This is a genomic window from Legionella parisiensis (assembly GCF_001467945.1).
GTDB lineage: Bacteria > Pseudomonadota > Gammaproteobacteria > Legionellales > Legionellaceae > Legionella > Legionella parisiensis.
This window is the reverse complement of sequence record NZ_LNYQ01000013.1, coordinates 2,056,685-2,077,603: the sequence shown is the minus strand read 5'-3', so window position 1 is coordinate 2,077,603 and position 20,919 is coordinate 2,056,685. Positions and strand designations below refer to the sequence as shown.

Genomic DNA, 20,919 nt, shown 5'->3' with positions numbered 1-20,919 from the left:
TGCTCCTTACATGCGAAATACGCCAAAACGTGTTGATTCAATAGGGGCATTTAATGCGGCTGATAATCCTAATCCTAATACTTTACGCGTATCCTGAGGTGCAATAACTCCATCATCCCACAAGCGGGCACTAGTATAATAAGGATTTCCTTGCGCTTCATATTGGGAGCGCAATTGGGCTTTAAAAAGCTCTTCCTCTTCCAAAGGCCAATCGTTTCCATGCCTTGCTAATTTCTCACGATTAACTTGTGCCAAAACATGAGCCGCCTGTTCTCCTCCCATGACGGAAATGCGTGAATTAGGCCAAGACCAGAGAAAGTTAGGACTATATGCGCGCCCGCACATGGCATAATTACCTGCGCCAAAACTGCCACCAACTATCACTGTAAATTTAGGAACATTGGCATTTGCAACTGCGGTTACCATTTTGGCGCCATGTTTAGCAATACCGGAGGCTTCATATTTAGAACCAACCATAAAACCAGTAATATTTTGCAGAAATAATAGAGGAATTTTACGCTGGCAACAAAGTTCTATAAAGTGAGTTCCTTTCAAGGCACTGTCACTAAATAGAATGCCATTATTTGCAATAATTCCTATGGGGTAACCATATAAGCGTGCGAAGCCGCAAACCAATGTTGTGCCGAAGAGTGCTTTAAATTCATCAAATTCAGAACCATCAACGATTCGTGCAATAATTTCTCGAATATCAAAGGGTTTTCGGTGGTCCATAGGTACTATGCCATTTAGTTCTTTACTGTCATAGAGTGGCTCTACGGTGTCTATCCGAGTTAATTGCTGTGGTTTTTTACGATTTAAATTGCTAATAGTGGTTCGTGCGAGATGGAGTGCATGAGCATCGTTTTCGGCATAGTGATCAGCTACCCCTGAATGCCGACAATGGACTTCAGCACCGCCTAGTTCTTCAGCACTGATGACTTCACCTGTAGCTGCTTTGACAAGAGGTGGTCCACCAAGAAAAATCGTTGCTTGATTTTTAACCATAATGGATTCGTCGGCCATTGCAGGAACATAAGCACCACCAGCAGTACAAGACCCCATAACTACTGCGATTTGTGGAATATTTTGCGCAGAAAGTTGTGCTTGATTGAAAAAAACTCGACCGAAGTGCTCGCGATCAGGAAATACTTCATCCTGAAGAGGCAAATAGGCGCCTCCCGAGTCTACCAGGTAAATACAGGGCAAATGATTCCTAAGCGCAATTTCTTGCGCTCTTAGGTGTTTTTTTACGGTTAATGGATAATAAGTACCGCCTTTTACCGTAGCGTCATTTACAACAACAACACACTCAATACCTGAAACCCAGCCAACCCCTGTGATAATTCCTGCAGCAGGGACAACATCATCATAGACTTGATATGCTGCAAGTTGTGATAGTTCAAGAAAAGGACTTCCAGGATCAAGTAATTGCTGTAATCGTTCTCTTGGTAATAATTTACCATGTTTCAAATGACGGGCACGTGCTTTTTCATCGCCACCTAAAGCAATGGATTGAATTCGATTGTGTAACTCATCTACTAAGGCTTGCATGGCTGCTTGGTTTTCTTTGAATTCTTGGCTATTTGTGTTGATTTGACTAATTAATTTTGCCATGCCTGTTTCCTTATCGTAGTACTAAAATATCGCTTAAAACAATGATTGTCCAAATAATCCAAGTAATTGCAATAAAGTGAGGCATATTGCCCCCTTTGATGAACTTGTAAATAAGCGCTGGAACGGCAGTAATCACTACAGGTAATATGACAAGAACCAAAATTTTGCGAACTACGAGTCCCCAGCCAGTTTGGCTGAATATAGGGGTCAATTTTAAATTAACATAGGTGAAAAACATATCAACATAGACAATAACAAGATGCGCGTATTTTGCAAATAGTACTACCAGAATACTCAGTAACAGGTAGATAAGACTGTGTCGTAGCATGAACATCCTTTTTTGTAAGTGCCCAGCTCCTTCCTATCATAGAACGATTGTATTTGAGCGCAACTGTTCCATATTGGGAGCCTGAGCTATTACCTATATTTATAAGAAAATCCCCTATCTCATTTATGGAAAGGGGGGCTTTTTGTTTTAAATTAATTCAATTGCCATAGCAGTTGCTTCACCACCACCAATACACAATGAGGCGACACCGCGTTTTTTTCCTTGATGTTTTAGAGCGTGTATTAAAGTTACTAAAATACGCGCACCGGATGCACCAATTGGATGACCTAAAGCACAAGCTCCGCCGTGAATATTAACTTGTTCTGGATTTAATTCAAGTTGTGTCATTGCTGCCATTGTTACTACAGCAAATGCTTCATTTATTTCATAAAGATCCACATCATTTTGTTTCCATGATGCTCTATTCATGACTTTGCGAATGGCATCTACTGGAGCTGTAGTAAACCATTCAGGTGCTTGCGAATGACTTGCATGGGCAACGATGCGGGCAATAGGTTGAATACCGCGTTTTTCAGCTTGTCCAGCACTCATTAATATCAGACTTGCTGCGCCATCAGATATAGAGCTTGAATTGGCTGCGGTAACGGTTCCATCTGCTTTAAAAGCGGGTTTTAATTGGGGTATTTTAGAGATTTTTGCAGCATCAGGACCTTCATCGACATCTACCGTAATATCACCTTTTCGTGTATTAATCATTACTGGAGTAATTTCTTCTTTAAATGCCCCATTTTCTATTGCTTCAAGTGCTCTGCTCATGGAGCGAGTAGCAAATTCATCCTGCTGATCTCTGCTAAAATTAAAGTGATTCGCTGTGGCTTCTGCGAAAACACCCATTAATTTTCCTCTATCATAGGCATCTTCCAATCCGTCGAGGAACATATGATCTTTCAATTCACCATGTCCTAGTCGGTATCCTGAGCGTGCTTTGCTCAATAGATAAGGTGCATTACTCATGCTCTCCATCCCACTGGCAAGAATAATATTTGCAGTGCCTGCGCGAATTAAGTCATGAGCTAACATGACCGCTTTCATTCCTGAACCACACATTTTATTTATTGTGGTTGCTCCTGATGAGTTGGGCAATCCTGCCTTAATTGCTGCTTGGCGTGCTGGAGCTTGACCTATTCCGGCTTGTAAGACACAACCACTAATTACTTCATCTATTTCTGCTGGGCTAATTCCTGCTTGAGATAGGGCAGCCATATGTGCAATTGCCCCTAATTCTGGAGCTGAAAGAGCTGATAAACTCCCTAACATTGCTCCCATAGGAGTTCTTTTAGCCGCAACGATTACTATGTCATTCTGTTCCATTTTCATTTTTTCCTTATGCTGTTTCTTTAAAAAGTTCTCGTCCAATAAGCATTCTTCTGATTTCAGAAGTACCAGCCCCTATTTCATATAATTTTGCATCACGCAGTAAACGCCCTGTGGGATACTCATTAATATATCCATTACCACCAAGAATTTGAATTGCCTGTAACGCCATTTGTGTTGCTCTTTCAGCTGTATATAAAATCACGCTTGCAGCATCCTTGCGACTGACTATACCTTGATCACAAGCTCTGGCAATAGCGTATAAGTATGCTCTTGAAGCTCCCAGATCAGTGTACATATCTGCTAATTTACCTTGGATGAATTGAAATTCACCTATGGGTTGCTCAAATTGTTTTCGCTCATGTACGTAAGGTAAAACAACATCCATACATGCTTGCATAATTCCTACTGGGCCTGACGCCAGAATGGTACGTTCATAATCCAGTCCACTCATTAATACTTTAACACCTCGATTAACTTCTCCCAAAACCTGTTCTGCAGGAACTTCACATTGTTCAAATACCAATTCGCAGGTATTTGATCCACGCATTCCTAGCTTGTCGAGTTTTTGAGCTGTCTTGAAGCCTGGCATTCCTTTTTCAATTAGAAAGGCAGTAATTCCCTTGCTTGCAGCGTGTTTGTCAGTTTTGGCATAAACAACCAGGACATCTGCATCAGGTCCATTGGTGATCCACATTTTGGTGCCGTTGAGAATAAATTTGTTGCCTTCTGGACGAGCATTTAATTGCATGCTGACTACATCGGATCCTGAATTGGACTCACTCATAGCCAGAGCCCCAATATATTCTCCACTGATAAGTTTAGGCAGATATTTTTGTTTTTGCGAATGCGTACCATTTAAATAAATTTGGTTGACGCATAAATTGGAGTGAGCTCCATAACTTAGGCCTATAGATGCAGATGCTCGAGAAATTTCTTCCATGGCAATGACATGAGCAAGGTAACCCATATTGGCGCCGCCATACTCTTCACTTACTGTAATTCCTAGTAAACCCATTTCTCCTAGTTTTGTCCATAAATGATTAGGAAAACTATTGCTTTCATCGATTTGAGCAGCAAGTGGAGCAATTTCAGCACGAGCAAATTGGTGGACACTGTCGCGCAACATGTCGTAAGTTTCCCCGAGTTGATAGTTCGGTCCTGTGTACATAGCTGGCTTCCTGTTGTTATAACTACTTGCCTGAACAAGAATTCTGTCAGTGTATCGTGATGCAGAGTAAGTAGTCTGTTGAATTTTACAAATGAGTTAGACTATACCCAATCAAATTAAAGATGCAAATAGAATTTCTCAGATCTTTTTTCGTATCGGGAAAATCAGGGAACTGATTTTATAATCCCTCTTCATGGCAATGGCTTCTTTAGGCGACTGAACCTCTACTTTCAATTTAGATTAAATGAAAAGGGGATGAGGTTATTTATAAAGTAGTTTAATAATTACAGACCGAAAATTCCTGCGTAATTTCTGATTTTCTCATTTATTTTTTCATGTTTTAGATATGTGACCACAAACATCCTTTTTTATCTTCTTTTTGTTTTTCTTAAGAATTTGCAATTTGCTTGTGTGAAAGCCAATTCAGTTACCTTTCTAAAGATCAAATATTGTTCTATTTGAATGTATTTACTGCGTGTTTTTTTTATATGGGTCCGCATAAATTTTATGCAAAGCACTAATAAATTCTTAATTTTCCTTTTTTAAAATAACTTTTGCACAAGTTGTCTTGGAATTTATCTGTAGGTTAAAAATAAATCATAGCTTTCCCCTGTAGAGAAATATTTAAGCATTTTGTGAATTTTTAATCATATTTTTAGGGGGGATAATTATGTTATCAAAGACGAATAAAGATTTAGAAAATCAAACCTCAACGAATGACGATCAACCAAAAGCTGAAACTTCTTTGGAGTACGATCCATATGGTGCAAACCAGTTTGATCATATTGATAAAGATAATATTGACGAAGGAAGAAAACGTATAGCGTAACATGACGCAAGTAGATGGGATTTTACATTTCATCCGTTATCAATTCGTGGTACTTTTTACAATTAGTTGGTTATAAAAAACAAAAGCTTGCTCAATGCAAAGGAAAGGTTAAATGTCTAATGTTTATGTCAAAATTAAAGAAAGCTATCTTATTTGGAATTTAATCAATTTTTTTGGAGATTGCACCGCTTATATCATCAATCAATTTTATTTATTCAAAAAAAAATTAGGGTGGGCATTAACCAATGAATTATTTTCTGTACCTCATGGTCGCTCTTATCGCCGTACATTAAAATCTTTTATTCGATATTGCCAACAACAGTCCGCACAACCAATATTGTTCCCGAATACTCATAAAGATATCGATGTCTCTATTATTATACCTGTCTACAATCAATGGAAATTAACTTGTGCATGTTTAAACTCTATTTTGAATACATGCAAAGGTAATGTTAATTATGAAATAATTTTGGCTGATGATTGCTCAACAGATGATACAACGAATGCAACTACAGAATATCCAGGCTTAATTGTAATTAAGACCGAAAAAAATAAGGGTTTTTTACAAAATTGCAATCATGCAGCACAAAAAGCTCGAGGACGTTATATTCTATTACTTAATAATGACACCATAGTACTACCTAATTGGTTGGAAAATTTATATAAGACTATTGAATCTGATAAACATATTGCAATCGTTGGTTCTAAGATTTTATATCCTACTGGCCTGATTCAGGAGGCTGGCTCAGTAATATTTCATAATGGAGCTACTTTAAATGTTGGGCCAGACAGCAGTTGTGAGTGGTTTTTTTTTAATACACAACGTGATACTGATTATATTTCAGGTTGTTCTATTCTAATTCGAAAATCATTTTGGGATTCTGTAGGAGGATTTGATCCTCGTTATAAAAATGCATATTATGAAGATACAGACTTGGCAATGACTGCCCATGCACAAGGGATGAGAGTAATTTACCAACCCAATTCTGAAGTTGTGCATTTTCTTCATAAAACCTATGTACACACACGTCAAAATCTTTTAGCGCAAAATAAAAAATTATTTATAGAGAAGTGGGGAGATGTGTTAAAAAATTATTCTAAGTTTGGTTCTTCTTGGCATGTAGCGATGGCTCGAGCTGAGCAAAGACCGTCCCTGGAAGCTCGGCAACGCCGAGCAAATAATCGTTTAAATATATTATATTATTCTCCTATTCCAACTTACCCCACTAATCATGGTAATCGTGCTCGGATATGTAACCTTATTAAGAAATTTGAGGAAATGGGGCATATAGTCCACTTTGTTATGTTAGAAAATCCTGAATGTGATCAAGGGATTTTACAGGCAATGAAAAATCAATTCAGTACGTTAGATGTTATACCGTGCAAAAAATCTTTATTTAGTGCAGGAGCTGTCCCCTATGATGGATGGTACGTGAATGGGGTAGGAGAGCATATTCACTTTTTGTGTAAATATTACGACATTGATCTTGTTGTATGTTCTTATATATATCAATCAAAACTGCTTGAGTTTGTACCTCATTACATTTTAAAAGTAATCGATACCCACGATAAAATGGCAAATCGTTCCGAAATGTTGCGTCTGAATAAATTACCAACAAGAAGCTTTTCATGTACTCTTGAGGAGGAAGGAGCTTATCTAAGAAGAGCAGATCTAGTTATTGGAATAACTGAGGAAGAGGCTGGATACTTTGAGATGATTTCTGGTCAGAAAAATGCAGTAGCAATTTCACATGTTGAAAAACCCAAATTCTTAAAAAATAATTTTTCTTCATTAAATGATGTTGGTGTTGTTGCCAGTAACAATTCATTTAATTTAGCCATGGTGCGGAAGTTTTTGGAAAGTATAAATCGGTATTTACGAGGAAAAGATAACTTACCCTTTGCAGTCCATATTGCTGGAGAAGTTAAAGAAGCTGTCACTAAAAAGAGTTCCGTTTCTGAAATGAAAATATTCAAAAAACCTTGGGTAAACATGCATGGGTATGTCACGGATATTGCTGAATTCTATAGTCAAATGGATTTGATCATATCCCCTATGACGTGTGGCACCGGAATCAATATTAAGACCGTTGAGGCAATGGCATATGGAATGCCATTGTTAACCACTGCACATGGTGGTAGAGGAATAGATTTGGATGATGAGATGCATAATCATGAGGACATTGATGCTTTAGTTAATTCCTTATTTGCTATCAGTGAAAATCCTATTGCTGAGCTTAAACGGCTTGGGGACTTAAGCCAAAAAAAATACACACAATTTTATGAGAAGAACGAAAGTAATATTAAACTTTTGTTCGAACATCCTAAATTAAAGGTAATGTAAGAAGGCTAATTGGGTTGTCAACAAACCTTAATCATTTACTTCACTGACTAGTCTTTTGGCTGAGCACTTTGCAAAGATGGATTGAAGTTATAAAATTTTAATTATTCAACTTTTCATAGCTTCAACCACCTAATTCTCGAACCACTCTGGAAAATAAATTTATTTTTTTTGAACATATAAATTCTTTCATAAAGCCCACCCATGAGCTATGCACGTATAGGCCGTTATAATATTCTGGAGCTATTTGTCTTAATTGAGCTGTTCTGGTCCAGGGAATGCCTGGAAAATCATGATGCTCAACATGATGTCCGAAATTAAAAGTAAGATAATTCAATAGTCCATAATATGAATATGTTTCTTGTTGTTTGTGAGCTACATAATGTTCGGCAATAAAATGGGTAGCCAGGGGATGAAAACTCATTCCAACCAAAGTAGAAAAAATTAAAAAACTTAAAAAATCCCAGCCAAATAAATAAATCACTAAAACATTAAATAGTAATTGCAATGTAATATTACTTATTTCCCAGGAGGACATTTTTTGTGGCCATTTAATTATTGGACGAAGACTATATGTAAGCGGTTGAATAAGTAACCAGAATACTTTGCCCTTTGTGGAGTTGAATATTTTTGCTTCCTTTGTTAAAGGAATATCACCATCTTTTTTCTTATCGCCTAGATGCCGATGATGTAACTGATGATATTTTTCAAAACTGATTGCTGCAGGAATCCCTAATGGCAGATTAATCAAGAGGGCAAAATAGCGGTTCGCCCTTTTTGATTTAAATGCCAAATTATGCGTTATTTCATGGATTGCTGTAAAAATAGCATGATTTATTGTGGCTCCCAAAAAATATAAAATAAATAGCCACCAAAATAGAGTTGTTGTCCTGCACAAATAGGCAAGTGTTAGCTGAAATGATAATAGAGCCAAACTAATATATATGGTTTTAGATTCATGACCGAATAAACTTTTAACTTCGGGATATTTTAATAATATTTCCTTACGACGCTGTCTATGAAAATCAGGTTCATTCACGAAGATAAATGATGAGTCATTCTTATTTGACATGGATTGACAAGTCCTTTTTCTATTTTTAATTGTTTCAGTTTATACCAAAAAAATTGCTTGTTTTTTGTGATTTGATTTCTGTGCAGGTCCTTAAAAGCAAATCATAGCAAATCTTACTGTGAGCTTTTTAAAATTATATCGACTAAAAGCAATAGAAAAAATCAAGCATTTTTAAATTATCCATACATAATATAAGCTAGCTAATGTAAGATTCAAAGCGATTTAAAATTGCATCTACTGGTCTTGAAGGAAGTAAATAAGCTAATTTGATTAGCATATGCAAAGGCCATGGAAAGATAATAGATGCTTTATTTTTTATTAATCCTTTTTGAATTTTTTTTGCCGCTTCCTCGCTTGACATTAAAAAAGGCTTAAGCCCACTAAGTCGAGCAGACATTTCCGTTTGGACATAACCGGGACAAATCACATTAACGCGAATTTGATATCGAGTAAGCCAAGCACGTAAGGACTGACCATATATATGAAGTGCCGCTTTACTGGCGCAGTAACTTGGAGATTGGGGTAATCCGCGTAATCCAGCAATAGAGCTCACCATAGCTATTTGTCCTTGCCTTCTTGCTATCATTCTAGGAATCAATGGGATAATGGTATTCATAGTCCCTTGTAAATTAACAGCAAAAATTTGGTTAATATCTTCTTCCTTTTCTGGTTGCCAATTAGGTTGTAACGTGGACGAGACTCCCGCATTAGCGATTACTAAATCAATAGGCATTTTATTATCAATATCAACAATAAATTTTTTTAGATGAGCTCCATTTTGGACATCAATACTTGCATAAATTGTATTTGCTCCTTGTGCTTGACAAATTTGGGCAATATTGTTCAGTTTATTGAGATCTCGTGCAATTAAAACTAAATTTATATCAGGTGCGGCATATTGTTTTGCTAATTGCTCGCCGATGCCACGACTTGCACCTGTAACTAATATTGTTCTTTTATTCATGCGGTTTACTCTGTTCATTCGCGTATTCTATTGCGGGCAGGACACGCATTATTTAATTATTATTTTAAGACTTATGGGTATTAATCATAAAATTCCATAAGGACTTGTTACTCCAAAGTGTCTAAGCAGGATATGATGATGTATTGCATGATTGCTACGCAAGTAATGAACAACTGAGAAATGCTTTAGAAAGTCCGATTTAAATAATCTTATCCTTTTATAATATTGCATCTTAATCCTTATACTCCCAAGACTTTAAAATCAATGTTCTTCTTTTATGAATAATATTCTTACATTCCCCTGTTAAATTTATCTGGTTTATTTTTAGCCAAGACAAATGATTCCAAAATTGTTACAAATGTAAGGAAAGAAATCAACGAAATAGATGTGGGAATTTATACCTTATAATAGTTAGATAAAGCTGTTAAAGTACGTTAGTAAGATGACGGTCTTGTAATTGTTTGGTATTATCTTCAAAATTAATTAAATGACAATCTAGGATGTTGCAACTTTTATTGTTATAAAAATCTATCGAGTTTTTATATATGTTTAATTGGATTTAATCATGATAAAAGAAAAATCACGGACCTGGCAAAAAACTTCCATGCTTCTCGGTAATTTTTTTGCTAAATATAGTCCTTTTCCTGCGGGATTTTATACAATAAACTCTTTAGTCTTGGCAACGATTGCTGTTTTTTGCTCTTATTTTCATTACTATGTTACTGCCATTTTTCTTTTTCTTTTAGCAGGTATTTTTGATGTTATTGATGGTTCTGTTGCTCGGGCTCGAAATAAAGCATCAAATTTAGGGGCATTTGTTGATGGAACTATTGATAGGTTTGTTGATTTTGCTATTATTTTTTCCTATTTCTTCTGTGAAATTAAAGCCTTTTATTTAAGCTTGGATCAATTAATCTGTATTGCTTCTTTTGTGGTTATTTTACCATCATTTATAGTAGCTTATGCCAATCATCGTGGGGCAGTATCCGATGATAATGAAACATTAATTTGGCGTGTTATGAATCGTGGAGAAATGCTTTTTTTCATGATAGGAATATTAATTATCTCCTTATTTAGCTCTTATTGGGCAGGAGTTTTACTAATGCTTTTAATTTCTCTCTCAATATTCACGATACTACAGACAATTTTTTTGACTATTTATCATGCGAGTAAACATACATCTGCCTGAGTGGTCATAAGTAAAATACTAAAAATTAGAGATTATTTACTTAGGTTGAATTTATGCTAACAGTAGCTTTATTAGTTATTATTTATCTCATTATTTCGAGTTTTATCTTAGGGATGTCTAACCCTAAACAAAAGCTACGTCTTGTTTTTATTTTCATTAATTGCGTCGCTATATTGTGGGAAGCTTTTCCATTTTTTAAACCTATTCATTCAACCACTTTACAAGTCTTATATGATTGGTCTCCTTTATTATTTTTACCTCTGTTCCATAGAGAAACTGAGATACTGGCATCTGCATTTAATAAAAATTATTATGATGAAAAACTCATAGGTTTGGAGAAAAAATATTTTAAGTGGGTACTAAATTTTCATCATAACAATCGTGCAAATTCATTTTTTCTTTCCGAGTTTCTGCATTTGTGTTATTTAAGTTTTTTTATACTCATTTATGGAATACCGTTATTTTTTTATCTGAGGCAAGAGTTCATACCATTCTATGAGTGTCAATTTGTTATCTTATTGTTACTATTTTCATGCTACATTACTCATAGTATTATTCCAGCTTATGGGCCTCGTAATATTTTTGAGAAGATTGGAGATCATCGTAGCCATGGTTTTTTCTTTCGATTTACTCATAAATTATTACAAGATGGCTCTACTCCAGGTACTGCATTTCCCAGTGGGCATACAGGCGTATCCTCTGCTGTTTTATTAACGACGTGGCATTTGCATACTCCATTATTTTATTACATCTTACCTTTTGGGATAGGTCTGATAATTAGTACTATTTATGGAAGATTCCATTATGTGATTGATATGATATTTGGTTTTTTGTATGCACTAATTGCTTTTTCTATAACCATCCTATTAATTCCATGAAAAATTTCTAACAGCCCAATTTATTGCATAAATAAATTCAGTCGATTTACATAAGTGCCACTCATAAGCATTGTGTAATATCGATCCGTTCTTATTAAAACTCATGAATCTTGTTTTTCCAAACTAGGTATGTGGCTGTTACTATTTATATAGAGTTCTCGTTTAATTTTTTTCTCAAAAAGGGCATTATTACTCAATAAATTAACAATACTGTAGATTTGTTCTTTTGTATGCAAGCAATTCATAAATAATCTTACTCTTGCTAAATTTTTTTCTACCGCAGGATAAATAATAGGCAAAGCTAAAATGTGATTTTCTTTTAAATAATGGCTAAGTTGAATTGCTGTTGAGTCTTCACCGACCACAATTGGAATAATTGGTGTGTTATTGCTTAAGCCTGTTGGGATATTTTGCTCTTTTAATAAAGACAATAATAGCGTATGCCTATCACGCAACATGCTCACCCGTTGAGGTTCTTTCTTCATTACTTCAATCGCTGCTAGTGCAGCGGCAGTATTTGCAGGTGATATGCCTGCTGAATAAACAAAACCTGCTGCAGTATATCTGAGATTTTCAATTAATTCATGAGTCCCTGCTATGTAACCGCCACAACTTGCAAATGCTTTACTCAGTGTCCCCATCCAGATATCTATATCTTTGGAATCCAAGTTATAATACTCACGAATACCTCTGCCGGTTTCTCCCAACACACCTATGGAATGTGCTTCGTCTACCATTAAAAAAGCGTTGAATTGCTTTTTAATGGTAATAAGATCTGGAACGTTAGCGATATCTCCATCCATGCTAAAAATTCCTTCCGTGACAATTAATACTTTCCTATACTGATCGCGATATTTTTCGAGAAAATCTATGAGGTATTGATGCTTATTATGTGGAAAGGAAATACGTTCAGCTCCAGAAAACAAAGCAGCTTGTATAATACTATTATGAGCGAGCTCATCATGAATGATGAGATCATTTTTGCCAAAAAAATGAGTGATTACAGTAATGTTGGTTGAGTATCCAGCAGGGAATACGAGACAATCCTCTGTACCGATTAAATTAGCGATCGCCTTTTCTAATTCCCCATGAAGCGATTTTTCACCTGAAACCAGGCGGCTGGCAGAAACAGAAGTACCCATTTTTTTTACTGCAGCAATTACCGCCTCAGTAACACGGGGTTCACCAGATAAGCCTAAGTAATTATAACCTGAATAATTAATGTAATGTTTTCCATCGATTATAGTTGTATTGCTGGATATGCCTTCATTAATATTGAAATAAATTTTTTTTATATCACTGATAAGATGATTATTTAAATTTGCCTCAGAATTTTGTATCAAACTTCCTAATCCAAACGATGCCGGAGAATCCACAAGCCTAGATGACTCTCCATAGACTGATGATTTGTTTATGAATTGTTTTTCTACTAAGGATTGAATTACCGGTGTAATTTGTTTTAAATCATAGGAAGGAATGTTCTCCGCCAAAAAAGCGATGAGTTGATTTAAAGAGCATTGGTCAAATAAAGGCAGTAATTCAATTTGTTTTCCTATTTTAGTCTGTAAATCATTGGATAATTCTACTGCTGCAATAGAATTTATACCTAAGCTAGTAATCGATTTATTATAATCTTGTTCGCACAAAACCATATCAAGACGACGCATTAACCAATCGGTTAACCATTTTTTGACCTCATTGACTGATAAGGTTGGAGAAAAGGTATCGGTATGATTTTTATCTTCTTTATCCCAGAACGCGACATTTGTTAAAGTCTTATTTAGGAATGATTTACGGGCAAGCCAACGTTGGATTTTCCCACTTGAAGTTTTAGGGAGGGTATAAGGTTTTATTAAAACAATAGAATAGGGCACTAATCCAAATTGATCCAAAAGAATGGCGCGAATTTTAGAAAATAATAAATCAAATTCTATACGATTTAGTGCAACCCGTTTGAGCTCTTGTACCACAATTAACTCTTGTCTTCCATCTACTTCTATAGTAAAGGCAGCGGCTCCCTGAGGTTCAAAGGCTTCCTGATTCTGAGTAATGGCTTGCTCGATATCCTGTGGATAATAGTTTTTACCTTGAATAATAATTAAATCTTTGATTCGTCCTGTCACGTATAAATTTCCTTTGTGGACGAATCCAAGATCTCCGGTTCTTAAATAGAATAGAGCGGGAGTATTCGGTAGCTGGTTTTCAAAAGTGGTTTTAGAGAGGTCTGTTTTATTCCAATAGCCTTTAGCTATACTTGGCCCGCTTGCCCATATTTCACCTATACTACCTTCTGGCAATTCATTTAATGTATTAGGTTCAACAATGCGAATGCTATGATCCGAGAGACAATGGCCACAATTTACTATATTCATAGTGGGATCATTGAATGATTCTGGTGCAATGGATATTATTCCTGATTCGAAATTCGATTTAATTAATTTTAGTGAAGTATTTGGTACATTATATCGTTTTGCTGTGAGCATTAAGGTTGCTTCAGCAAGACCATAACAGGGATAAATTGTTTGTGGCGATAGGCCTGTAATGGCAAATGTATTAATAAATTGCTGAACGGATTCAAATTGAATCGGTTCAGACCCATTGTAAATACAACGCAAAGAACTTAAATCTAATTGTTTTATTTGAGCAGGGGTAATTTTCTTTACACAGAAATCAAAAGCAAAGTTAGGGACGCACGTGAGTGTAACTCGTTCTTGAGAAATAATTTCTAACCAGCGTATGGGCGAATGTAAAAAGTAAGCTGGCGGCATTAAGATAAGCTCAAATCTTTTATATATGGATGTAAGTACGCATCCAATTAAACCCATATCATGATAAGGAGGTAGCCAGGAGCACACTTTGTCTCGCTCAGTTTCTTTAGATGGTGTAAAGCTGAGAATTCCTTTAATATTGGCAACGAGATTTAAATGACTAATTAGTACACCTTTGGGTGTGCTTGTAGATCCGGAGGTATACTGCAAAAAAGCAATTTTGTTTTGTTCAATAGGAAAAAAGTGGCATTTGTCAACAACTTCTTTACCTATGGAATCAATGTTTATTACCGTATAATCCCTAAACTCAGCGGCAAGAGTTTGATTTGTAATCACAAATTTTGCCTGTGAATCATCAAGAATAGAAAAGACACGATTTTTATGCTGATTTCGTCTGGGTGGATATACTGGAACAGCAATTATTCCTGAGTAAAGGCAAGCAAAAAAAGCAACAACGTAATCTAAACCAGGTGGTAACAGAATGACAGCACGCTCATCATAATAAGATTCATGTTGTTGCAATATATAAGCTAATCGACGTGCTTGTTGATCAAGTTCCTGGTAAGTCAATGTCTCATAGTTTTTTTGTGTTAAAAATTTAATAGCGATACAATCAGGATATTTTTTTACATGTCCTTGGAGAGCATCAACGATAGAAATAAAATCTTGCATTGAGTTTTATCCATTTTATAAACTGCATTACATCTAGTATATTTTTGCTTGGTTGATAAATACTAGTTCCTACTTTATGTGATTCGAACACGTTTACAATTCAAATGTACTTAAAAAGGCAGGTTTTAATTTGAGTGGTGTTCCTTTATAAATCATTTAATTCGTTCCTTGATTAGGTATTCACAGCCTATGATAAGTTGAATAGGCGTTAAAAGTAAATATTTGTTAACATAGCTGTTTTGCCAAGTGGAACTATAAAAAACACTTGGGGTTTGAACCTGACTACAATATTTAGGTTGCTTCCTATTCACTATGGCAAAGAGTTCTCCAAAAGTCTTTATGGATTATCTTATTTACTAAAACAGACCCTCAGCCAGTAATATCGACACGATTAGGGATCATACGGTATTGTTCTCGGTAGCTTGTTGCATTAAAGCATCAATGCTTGCAATAATGTCATAAACGGTTTTAGCTTCTTTTGCTTTATCTGCAATATCGAGGTTAAATTCCTCTTCTAAAGTGAATACTAAATTAACCATATCTAGAGAGTCATCACAAATCTCATTAATGGCTTGAGTTATCTGTATACTTTCAGGTGGAAGTGTAAGAACATTTGCTATAACTTGTAAAACACGTTCTTGTACTTGCTGATTCATAAAAATCCTTATTTAGATAATCAAATTTAAACTGTATTAGCTATCTGATCACATAATGCTTTTCAAAACTTAGATTTAGTGTGAATAATTTTAATTGAAAAACTTAGCAATACTGATTAATAGGGATCTTACAACTTCTGCTTTTTTATGCAAGTAACAGGTTGCATAAAATAGGCAAAAAACGCATACTCAAACCTGCAATTTAATGAGAGCTACAATGTTTTAAAAGGGAGATTTTATGTCAATTGATGTGGTTTTATGCGAAAAATCGAAACACTTTAATGATTTTTTACACGTCCCCTTCCAATTGCATAAGTACAATGAGAACTGGGTTCCACCATTACACCACACTATAAAACGTATTCTAGATAAAAAAAATCCATTTTTTAAAGAGGCGGAAATTAACAATTGGGTTGCATATCATAGAAATAAGGCTGTTGGTAGAATATCGGCCATCATTAATAAATTACATCACAAAATACATGATGAAAAAATTGCATTTTGGGGTTTTTTTGAGTGCGAAAACTCGCATGAACTAGCGAGTGCACTTTTTAAGCATGCAGAACGCTGGGTTGTTGAACAGGGCATGCAGGGCATTCGTGGACCAATGAATCCTTCAATAAATTATGAATGCGGGTTACAAATTTCTGCTTTTGATACGAAACCTTATATTATGATGCCTCAAAATCCTGAGTATTATATAAATTTAGTAGAACAAGAAGGGTATAAAAAAGTCAAAGATCTTCAGGCGTGGACTGTGGGTATGGATGAGATTGCATTTGACCCTAAAAAAATTCAAATCATTAAAAAAATATGTGACAAATATCATATTACAATTAGAACAATCAATATGAAGGATTTTAAAAATGAATTACAATTGATTGTTAAAATTTATAATGATGCCTGGGCAAAAAACTGGGGTTACTTGCCCTTAGATGTCGAGGAGTTTTATTATTTAGCTTCAGAGTTAAAATCTTCAATTTTGCCTAATTTAATATTTATTGCTGAGGTAGAAGGAGAGCCATGCGGATTTTCAGTGGGACTTCCGAATCTGAATCAGTTATTAATTCATGCAAGGAACGGTAAATTATTTCCTTTCAATTTCTTAAAATTACTTTGGCAATTCAAAGTTAAAAAAGTAATTAATCAGGGCCGTGTTCCATTATTGGGTGTACTTCAAAAATATCAGCATCTTCCAATAGGAGGCTTGCTTTATTATGAATACTTTCGAAAAATAAATCAGCTCGACTATCGACAGGGAGAGTTATCATGGATATTGGAAGACAATCATGCCATGCAAGCAGGACTTGAGTTAATTAATGCAACACACTATAAAACCTATAGAGTTTTTGAGAAAAGCTTAGTCAATGCCTCCTAAATTTTTTACTACATCAGAACTATATTTCTGTCTTGTGAAAGAAATTTTAAAACGTATGATTATATTTTTTTCAGAAAATTGTGAACAGAGAAAAGTAAAAATCTACGCTTTTTAAGCGATTACTTGGAATGGAGAATGAAACAAATATTGTTAGGAATGTCTCGATTATTATTACATGGGATTTTAGGGCGTCGTCCAACAGGAATTGATCGAGTGATTCTCTCCTATTTACAGTATTATAATAAAAATGTGCAGGGAGTATTCCAACTTAAGTTCGCCCATTGGCGATTTAATTTCATTTTATCTCATAATGCTACAAACCAGATAGCGCAGTTGATAGATTGCAAATCAAGGTATTACAGGTTCAGAGTGATATTGTTGTTGATTAAGGCGGTTTTCAGTCAACAAGATAAACACCGCTTGGCGGGAAGTTTTTTGTTGAATATTGAACCTACTCGATTTGATGGTTATCCTCAAATAAGCAAACAAGCAGGAGTTATGGCTCTTTTTATGGTACATGATTTAATTCCTTTAAAATATCCTGAATATTGTCCTCCCAAAAGGCCTAAAAAATTTTTAACGATGGTTGATCATGTAGTAACGTATGGACATGGTATCTTGACAAACTCGAGATCAACATTAGAAGAACTACATGCTTTTATCTTATCTCGGCATAAACAACTACCCCCGGCAGAGGTTGCATTATTAGGTAGTAATACTTTTCTCCAACCTTCAACGGCGATGACAAAGCGGCCGCTCTCTAAACCTTATTTTGTAATACTGGGGACTATTGAACCTAGAAAAAATCATTTACTGCTGTTCCAAGTGTGGCGTCGTTTGGCGGAACGAATGAAAGAAAAAACGCCTCAATTGGTCATAATTGGTAAAAGGGGCTGGGAGTTAGAAAATATTGTTGATTTTTTAGAGCGATGTGAGATTTTACGAGAATTAGTTATAGAGCTTTTTGTAAATGATGGTGAGTTAGTGAATTATTTAAGTCATGCCCAGGCTTTATTATTTCCAACTTTTGCAGAGGGTTATGGGCTGCCGTTAGCGGAAGCTTTATCTTTACGAGTACCCGTCATTGCTAGTAATTTACCTGTCTTTAAAGAAATTGCTGCGGATATTCCAGAATATATTGATCCACTTGATGGATTATCCTGGTTAGCAATGATAGAAGCCTATACTGACAACAAGAGCGAACAGCGAGCATCTCAGGTCGAAAGATTATCGAATTACAGCCTTCCTACATGGGCAGATCATTTTATAAAGGTAGATGCTTTTATGGATAGTTTACAAAAAAGAGAACCTTTGAATTAAGAATTAAGGAATAAATTGTCAATACCTTTTAATTATTGACTTAATTTTTCATTATAATACTCCAAGGTTTCTTTTGCTAAATTTTTCCATGAATAACGCTGTACACCTATTTTCGCCTGTTCAACTAATCTCTGACGCAAAACCGGTTCATCAATAAGTCGTTTTATGGCTTGTGCTAATGCATTACTGTCTTTGGGGGGAACGAGCAAAGCATCATGATTATCACGTACAACACTCATATAACCGTCAATTTTGGTAGTAATAATAGGGATTCCTGCTGCCATTGCTTCAATTAATACAATACCAAAACTTTCATTACCAATTGAGGGGGCACAAAAAATATCTGCTGTCTGGTAAAGGGCAATTAACTCTTCATCACTTACTGTTCCTAAATAGAGGATGTCTTGGAGCGCAAAATGCTTTAATTCAGTGGGGATAGAGGCTCCCGTCCATCTTGTTCCAGCTACTATCAGTCGTAGTTTAGGGTATTTTACTTTTAAAAGTTGATACGCTTCCAATAAATATTGTAAGCCTTTTCGTTTATATTGTGCATGGCCGACAAATAATAAATTAATGTAATCTGAATCATTTAACTGGGGAATGGATGGAACAGAGGAAGAAAACTTATCTAAGTTAACTCCATTAGGAATAATCTTATAATCATAAGGAAAATATTGTTCGATATATTTTGTTGCTGGTTGGGAAACAGTGATTCGTCCATGTAGCCGGTTTAACCATGTGTTTAATATAGGACGAAACATTCGATAAAGCGGTTGTCCTTCTTCATAATACGTATGAAAAGTCGCAAATAAAGGAGTTTTCTTGTGGAACAATGCGGAGATACATAATGGCGGTATTAAAGGCTCTTGGATATGGACTATATCAAAGTTCTCAGAGTTTAAAACGTTATGTAAATAGGAGATTGCTTTGGGATTGAGCAAAATATGTGGAGGGATATATCTTCCTGTTTTTGCTGCCGAAGGAAAAGAAGCAATCTGCATAAAATTCGGTATATGTGAGGTTATTGATGGCTGCGAAGATGGTCCTATAATATAAACTGAGTTTCCCTGATTTGTTAATTCATTTGCTAGGTCGCAGACATGATTTTTAACACCGCTAGGGGTAGCGTAGTCACAAGTGGATACAAAGGCTATTCTCATTTGAGTAGATTCATATTTTATAAAATAGACAAGACTTATATTAAAAAACCATCACTGATTAGTAAAACAATCTAAAAAAGGTGGCGACCTTATTATCAATTGATATTTCAGATTGAACTAACAGTATAATAATAGCGAGCGGTTTTAAAATAACCTTTTATTCTATTTCTGTCAATGAGATAACTTGCTTATAAGTATATAAAAAATCACTAATTTTAGATTAATAAAGAGAGATTTTTTAGTTTAAATATAAATCCTGCATTACACGATGAAATGTATCTACATTTTTATTATTAACAACCATACCGTCGTTAATACAGAACCTGGTTGGTTTATCTTTTTTTATTTTTTGTAGACTTTTCTCCAGGTTGCGGCTATCTAGACGAAAAAAATAATCTTTCTCTGGGATGAGGTAAGCTTTTTTAAAATACAAGCTTATGAAGCAAGATAAAAAGATAGCATGTATGTTGTCATCAGTTCTAAAACGAGATTGGCTTGTTGCTAAAAGTTTTTCTTTGATTGCATGATTTTCCCACATGTGTTGATAGCTGCTTTTAAATACAGGGGTGCATTGATGTATTGGAAATCGATAAAAAGAATAGCCTAAGCTTTTAGGAGACATATATTCTTTTTTAAAAATTTGATACGAATTAAAATAATGACGATCATGACCTGTTATGACGCTCTTAGGTAAAATATGAGGTATGATTTTAGTATTTACAGCGAATCGAGCTTGATTTTTATCAAAGAAATAATTCTCTGGTGCCTGCCGACCAAGAAACATGTCATTATTAAAGTAAATAAATTGTTCATTAAGTGTCGGAATTCTATGTAAGTTTGCTTCGATAGCAAGACTATTAAATGTTGGGGAGAACTGCTCAATACGTATTTCCGGAGGGCAAATATCAATCTCATCGATCCAAATAATTTTTTTTTTAATGATTTGAGATAAACCATCAACTTTAGGAATTTGATAGCGTTTTTTTATAATAAAGATTTTTTCTATCCAAGGAGCAAATTTTTCTAGGCTTAATAGACTATAAAATAGTTCCCCATAATCTCGGAAACGAGCACTATGAATGGAATCTGATAAATTTGATATGTTTTTGTATCGATTAAACTCCTCGACCCATTGGGGATCATTACAGTTTACCCAAGTATATACTGCATCTATTGGTTGATGCATTTTTTGCTTCTCCAAAAGGCACACTTTGTGCTTTTTTCAGAACATTGGCATAATGATG

16 protein-coding genes are annotated in these 20,919 nt (G+C 35.2%); 6 read left to right on the top strand and 10 right to left on the bottom strand.

Annotated features, from left to right (window positions below):
* Positions 1-6 precede the first annotated feature (6 nt).
* The 4 genes from Lpar_RS15240 to Lpar_RS15225 form a co-directional block, all read right to left on the bottom strand.
* Positions 7-1,614 (bottom strand): carboxyl transferase domain-containing protein, encoded by a 1,608-nt coding sequence (locus tag Lpar_RS15240; protein ID WP_058518725.1) that lies wholly within the window; start codon positions 1,612-1,614, stop codon positions 7-9.
* A gap of 10 nt (positions 1,615-1,624) precedes the next feature.
* Complete coding sequence (locus tag Lpar_RS15235) at positions 1,625-1,942, bottom strand: hypothetical protein (RefSeq protein ID WP_058519298.1); 318 nt, start codon at positions 1,940-1,942, stop codon at positions 1,625-1,627.
* A 147-nt stretch (positions 1,943-2,089) separates the two neighbouring features.
* The gene (locus Lpar_RS15230; protein WP_058518724.1) at positions 2,090-3,274 is read right to left on the bottom strand and encodes an acetyl-CoA C-acyltransferase; all 1,185 of its coding nucleotides are present in this window, start codon (positions 3,272-3,274) and stop codon (positions 2,090-2,092) included.
* 13 nt (positions 3,275-3,287) lie between these two features.
* Entirely contained in the window at positions 3,288-4,448 is a 1,161-nt protein-coding gene (locus tag Lpar_RS15225; RefSeq protein ID WP_058518723.1) for an isovaleryl-CoA dehydrogenase, read from the bottom strand.
* Between the two features lie 670 nt (positions 4,449-5,118).
* Here Lpar_RS15225 and Lpar_RS18935 point away from each other — a divergent pair.
* Both Lpar_RS18935 and Lpar_RS15220 read left to right on the top strand, forming a co-directional pair.
* Positions 5,119-5,277 carry a hypothetical protein gene (locus Lpar_RS18935; protein WP_156416214.1) on the top strand — a complete coding sequence of 53 codons (159 nt, stop codon included), beginning with the start codon at positions 5,119-5,121 and terminating at the stop codon, positions 5,275-5,277.
* 112 nt (positions 5,278-5,389) lie between these two features.
* Entirely contained in the window at positions 5,390-7,621 is a 2,232-nt protein-coding gene (locus Lpar_RS15220; RefSeq protein WP_058518722.1) for a glycosyltransferase, read from the top strand.
* A gap of 121 nt (positions 7,622-7,742) precedes the next feature.
* Here the strand turns inward: Lpar_RS15220 and Lpar_RS15215 are convergent, their stop codons facing one another.
* Both Lpar_RS15215 and Lpar_RS15210 read right to left on the bottom strand, forming a co-directional pair.
* A complete protein-coding gene (locus Lpar_RS15215; protein WP_058518721.1) occupies positions 7,743-8,690 on the bottom strand; it encodes a fatty acid desaturase in 948 nt (315 codons plus the stop codon).
* 196 nt (positions 8,691-8,886) lie between these two features.
* Positions 8,887-9,672 carry an SDR family NAD(P)-dependent oxidoreductase gene (locus tag Lpar_RS15210; RefSeq protein ID WP_082650403.1) on the bottom strand — a complete coding sequence of 262 codons (786 nt, stop codon included), beginning with the start codon at positions 9,670-9,672 and terminating at the stop codon, positions 8,887-8,889.
* A 547-nt stretch (positions 9,673-10,219) separates the two neighbouring features.
* On the opposite strand from Lpar_RS15210, the gene Lpar_RS15205 reads away from it, so the two are divergent.
* Together Lpar_RS15205 and Lpar_RS15200 are read left to right on the top strand one after the other, a co-directional pair.
* Positions 10,220-10,843: a CDP-alcohol phosphatidyltransferase family protein gene (locus Lpar_RS15205; RefSeq protein ID WP_058518719.1), complete on the top strand. Its 624-nt coding sequence runs from the start codon at positions 10,220-10,222 to the stop codon at positions 10,841-10,843.
* 53 nt (positions 10,844-10,896) lie between these two features.
* Complete coding sequence (locus tag Lpar_RS15200) at positions 10,897-11,721, top strand: phosphatase PAP2 family protein (RefSeq protein WP_058518718.1); 825 nt, start codon at positions 10,897-10,899, stop codon at positions 11,719-11,721.
* Between the two features lie 101 nt (positions 11,722-11,822).
* On the opposite strand, the gene Lpar_RS15195 is transcribed toward Lpar_RS15200, so the two are convergent.
* Both Lpar_RS15195 and Lpar_RS15190 read right to left on the bottom strand, forming a co-directional pair.
* Positions 11,823-15,161 (bottom strand): aminotransferase class I/II-fold pyridoxal phosphate-dependent enzyme, encoded by a 3,339-nt coding sequence (locus Lpar_RS15195; protein WP_058518717.1) that lies wholly within the window; start codon positions 15,159-15,161, stop codon positions 11,823-11,825.
* A gap of 398 nt (positions 15,162-15,559) precedes the next feature.
* A complete protein-coding gene (locus Lpar_RS15190; protein WP_058518716.1) occupies positions 15,560-15,817 on the bottom strand; it encodes an acyl carrier protein in 258 nt (85 codons plus the stop codon).
* 238 nt (positions 15,818-16,055) lie between these two features.
* On the opposite strand from Lpar_RS15190, the gene Lpar_RS15185 reads away from it, so the two are divergent.
* Positions 16,056-17,195 (top strand): GNAT family N-acetyltransferase, encoded by a 1,140-nt coding sequence (locus Lpar_RS15185; RefSeq protein WP_058518715.1) that lies wholly within the window; start codon positions 16,056-16,058, stop codon positions 17,193-17,195.
* 135 nt (positions 17,196-17,330) lie between these two features.
* Positions 17,331-18,515, top strand: coding sequence for a glycosyltransferase family 4 protein (locus Lpar_RS15180; RefSeq protein ID WP_058518714.1), 1,185 nt, complete (start codon positions 17,331-17,333; stop codon positions 18,513-18,515).
* Between the two features lie 32 nt (positions 18,516-18,547).
* Here the strand turns inward: Lpar_RS15180 and Lpar_RS15175 are convergent, their stop codons facing one another.
* Positions 18,548-19,675: a glycosyltransferase family 4 protein gene (locus tag Lpar_RS15175; RefSeq protein WP_058518713.1), complete on the bottom strand. Its 1,128-nt coding sequence runs from the start codon at positions 19,673-19,675 to the stop codon at positions 18,548-18,550.
* 238 nt (positions 19,676-19,913) lie between these two features.
* Complete coding sequence (locus Lpar_RS15170) at positions 19,914-20,861, bottom strand: Stealth CR1 domain-containing protein (protein WP_058518712.1); 948 nt, start codon at positions 20,859-20,861, stop codon at positions 19,914-19,916.
* Positions 20,862-20,919: the final 58 nt, after the last annotated feature.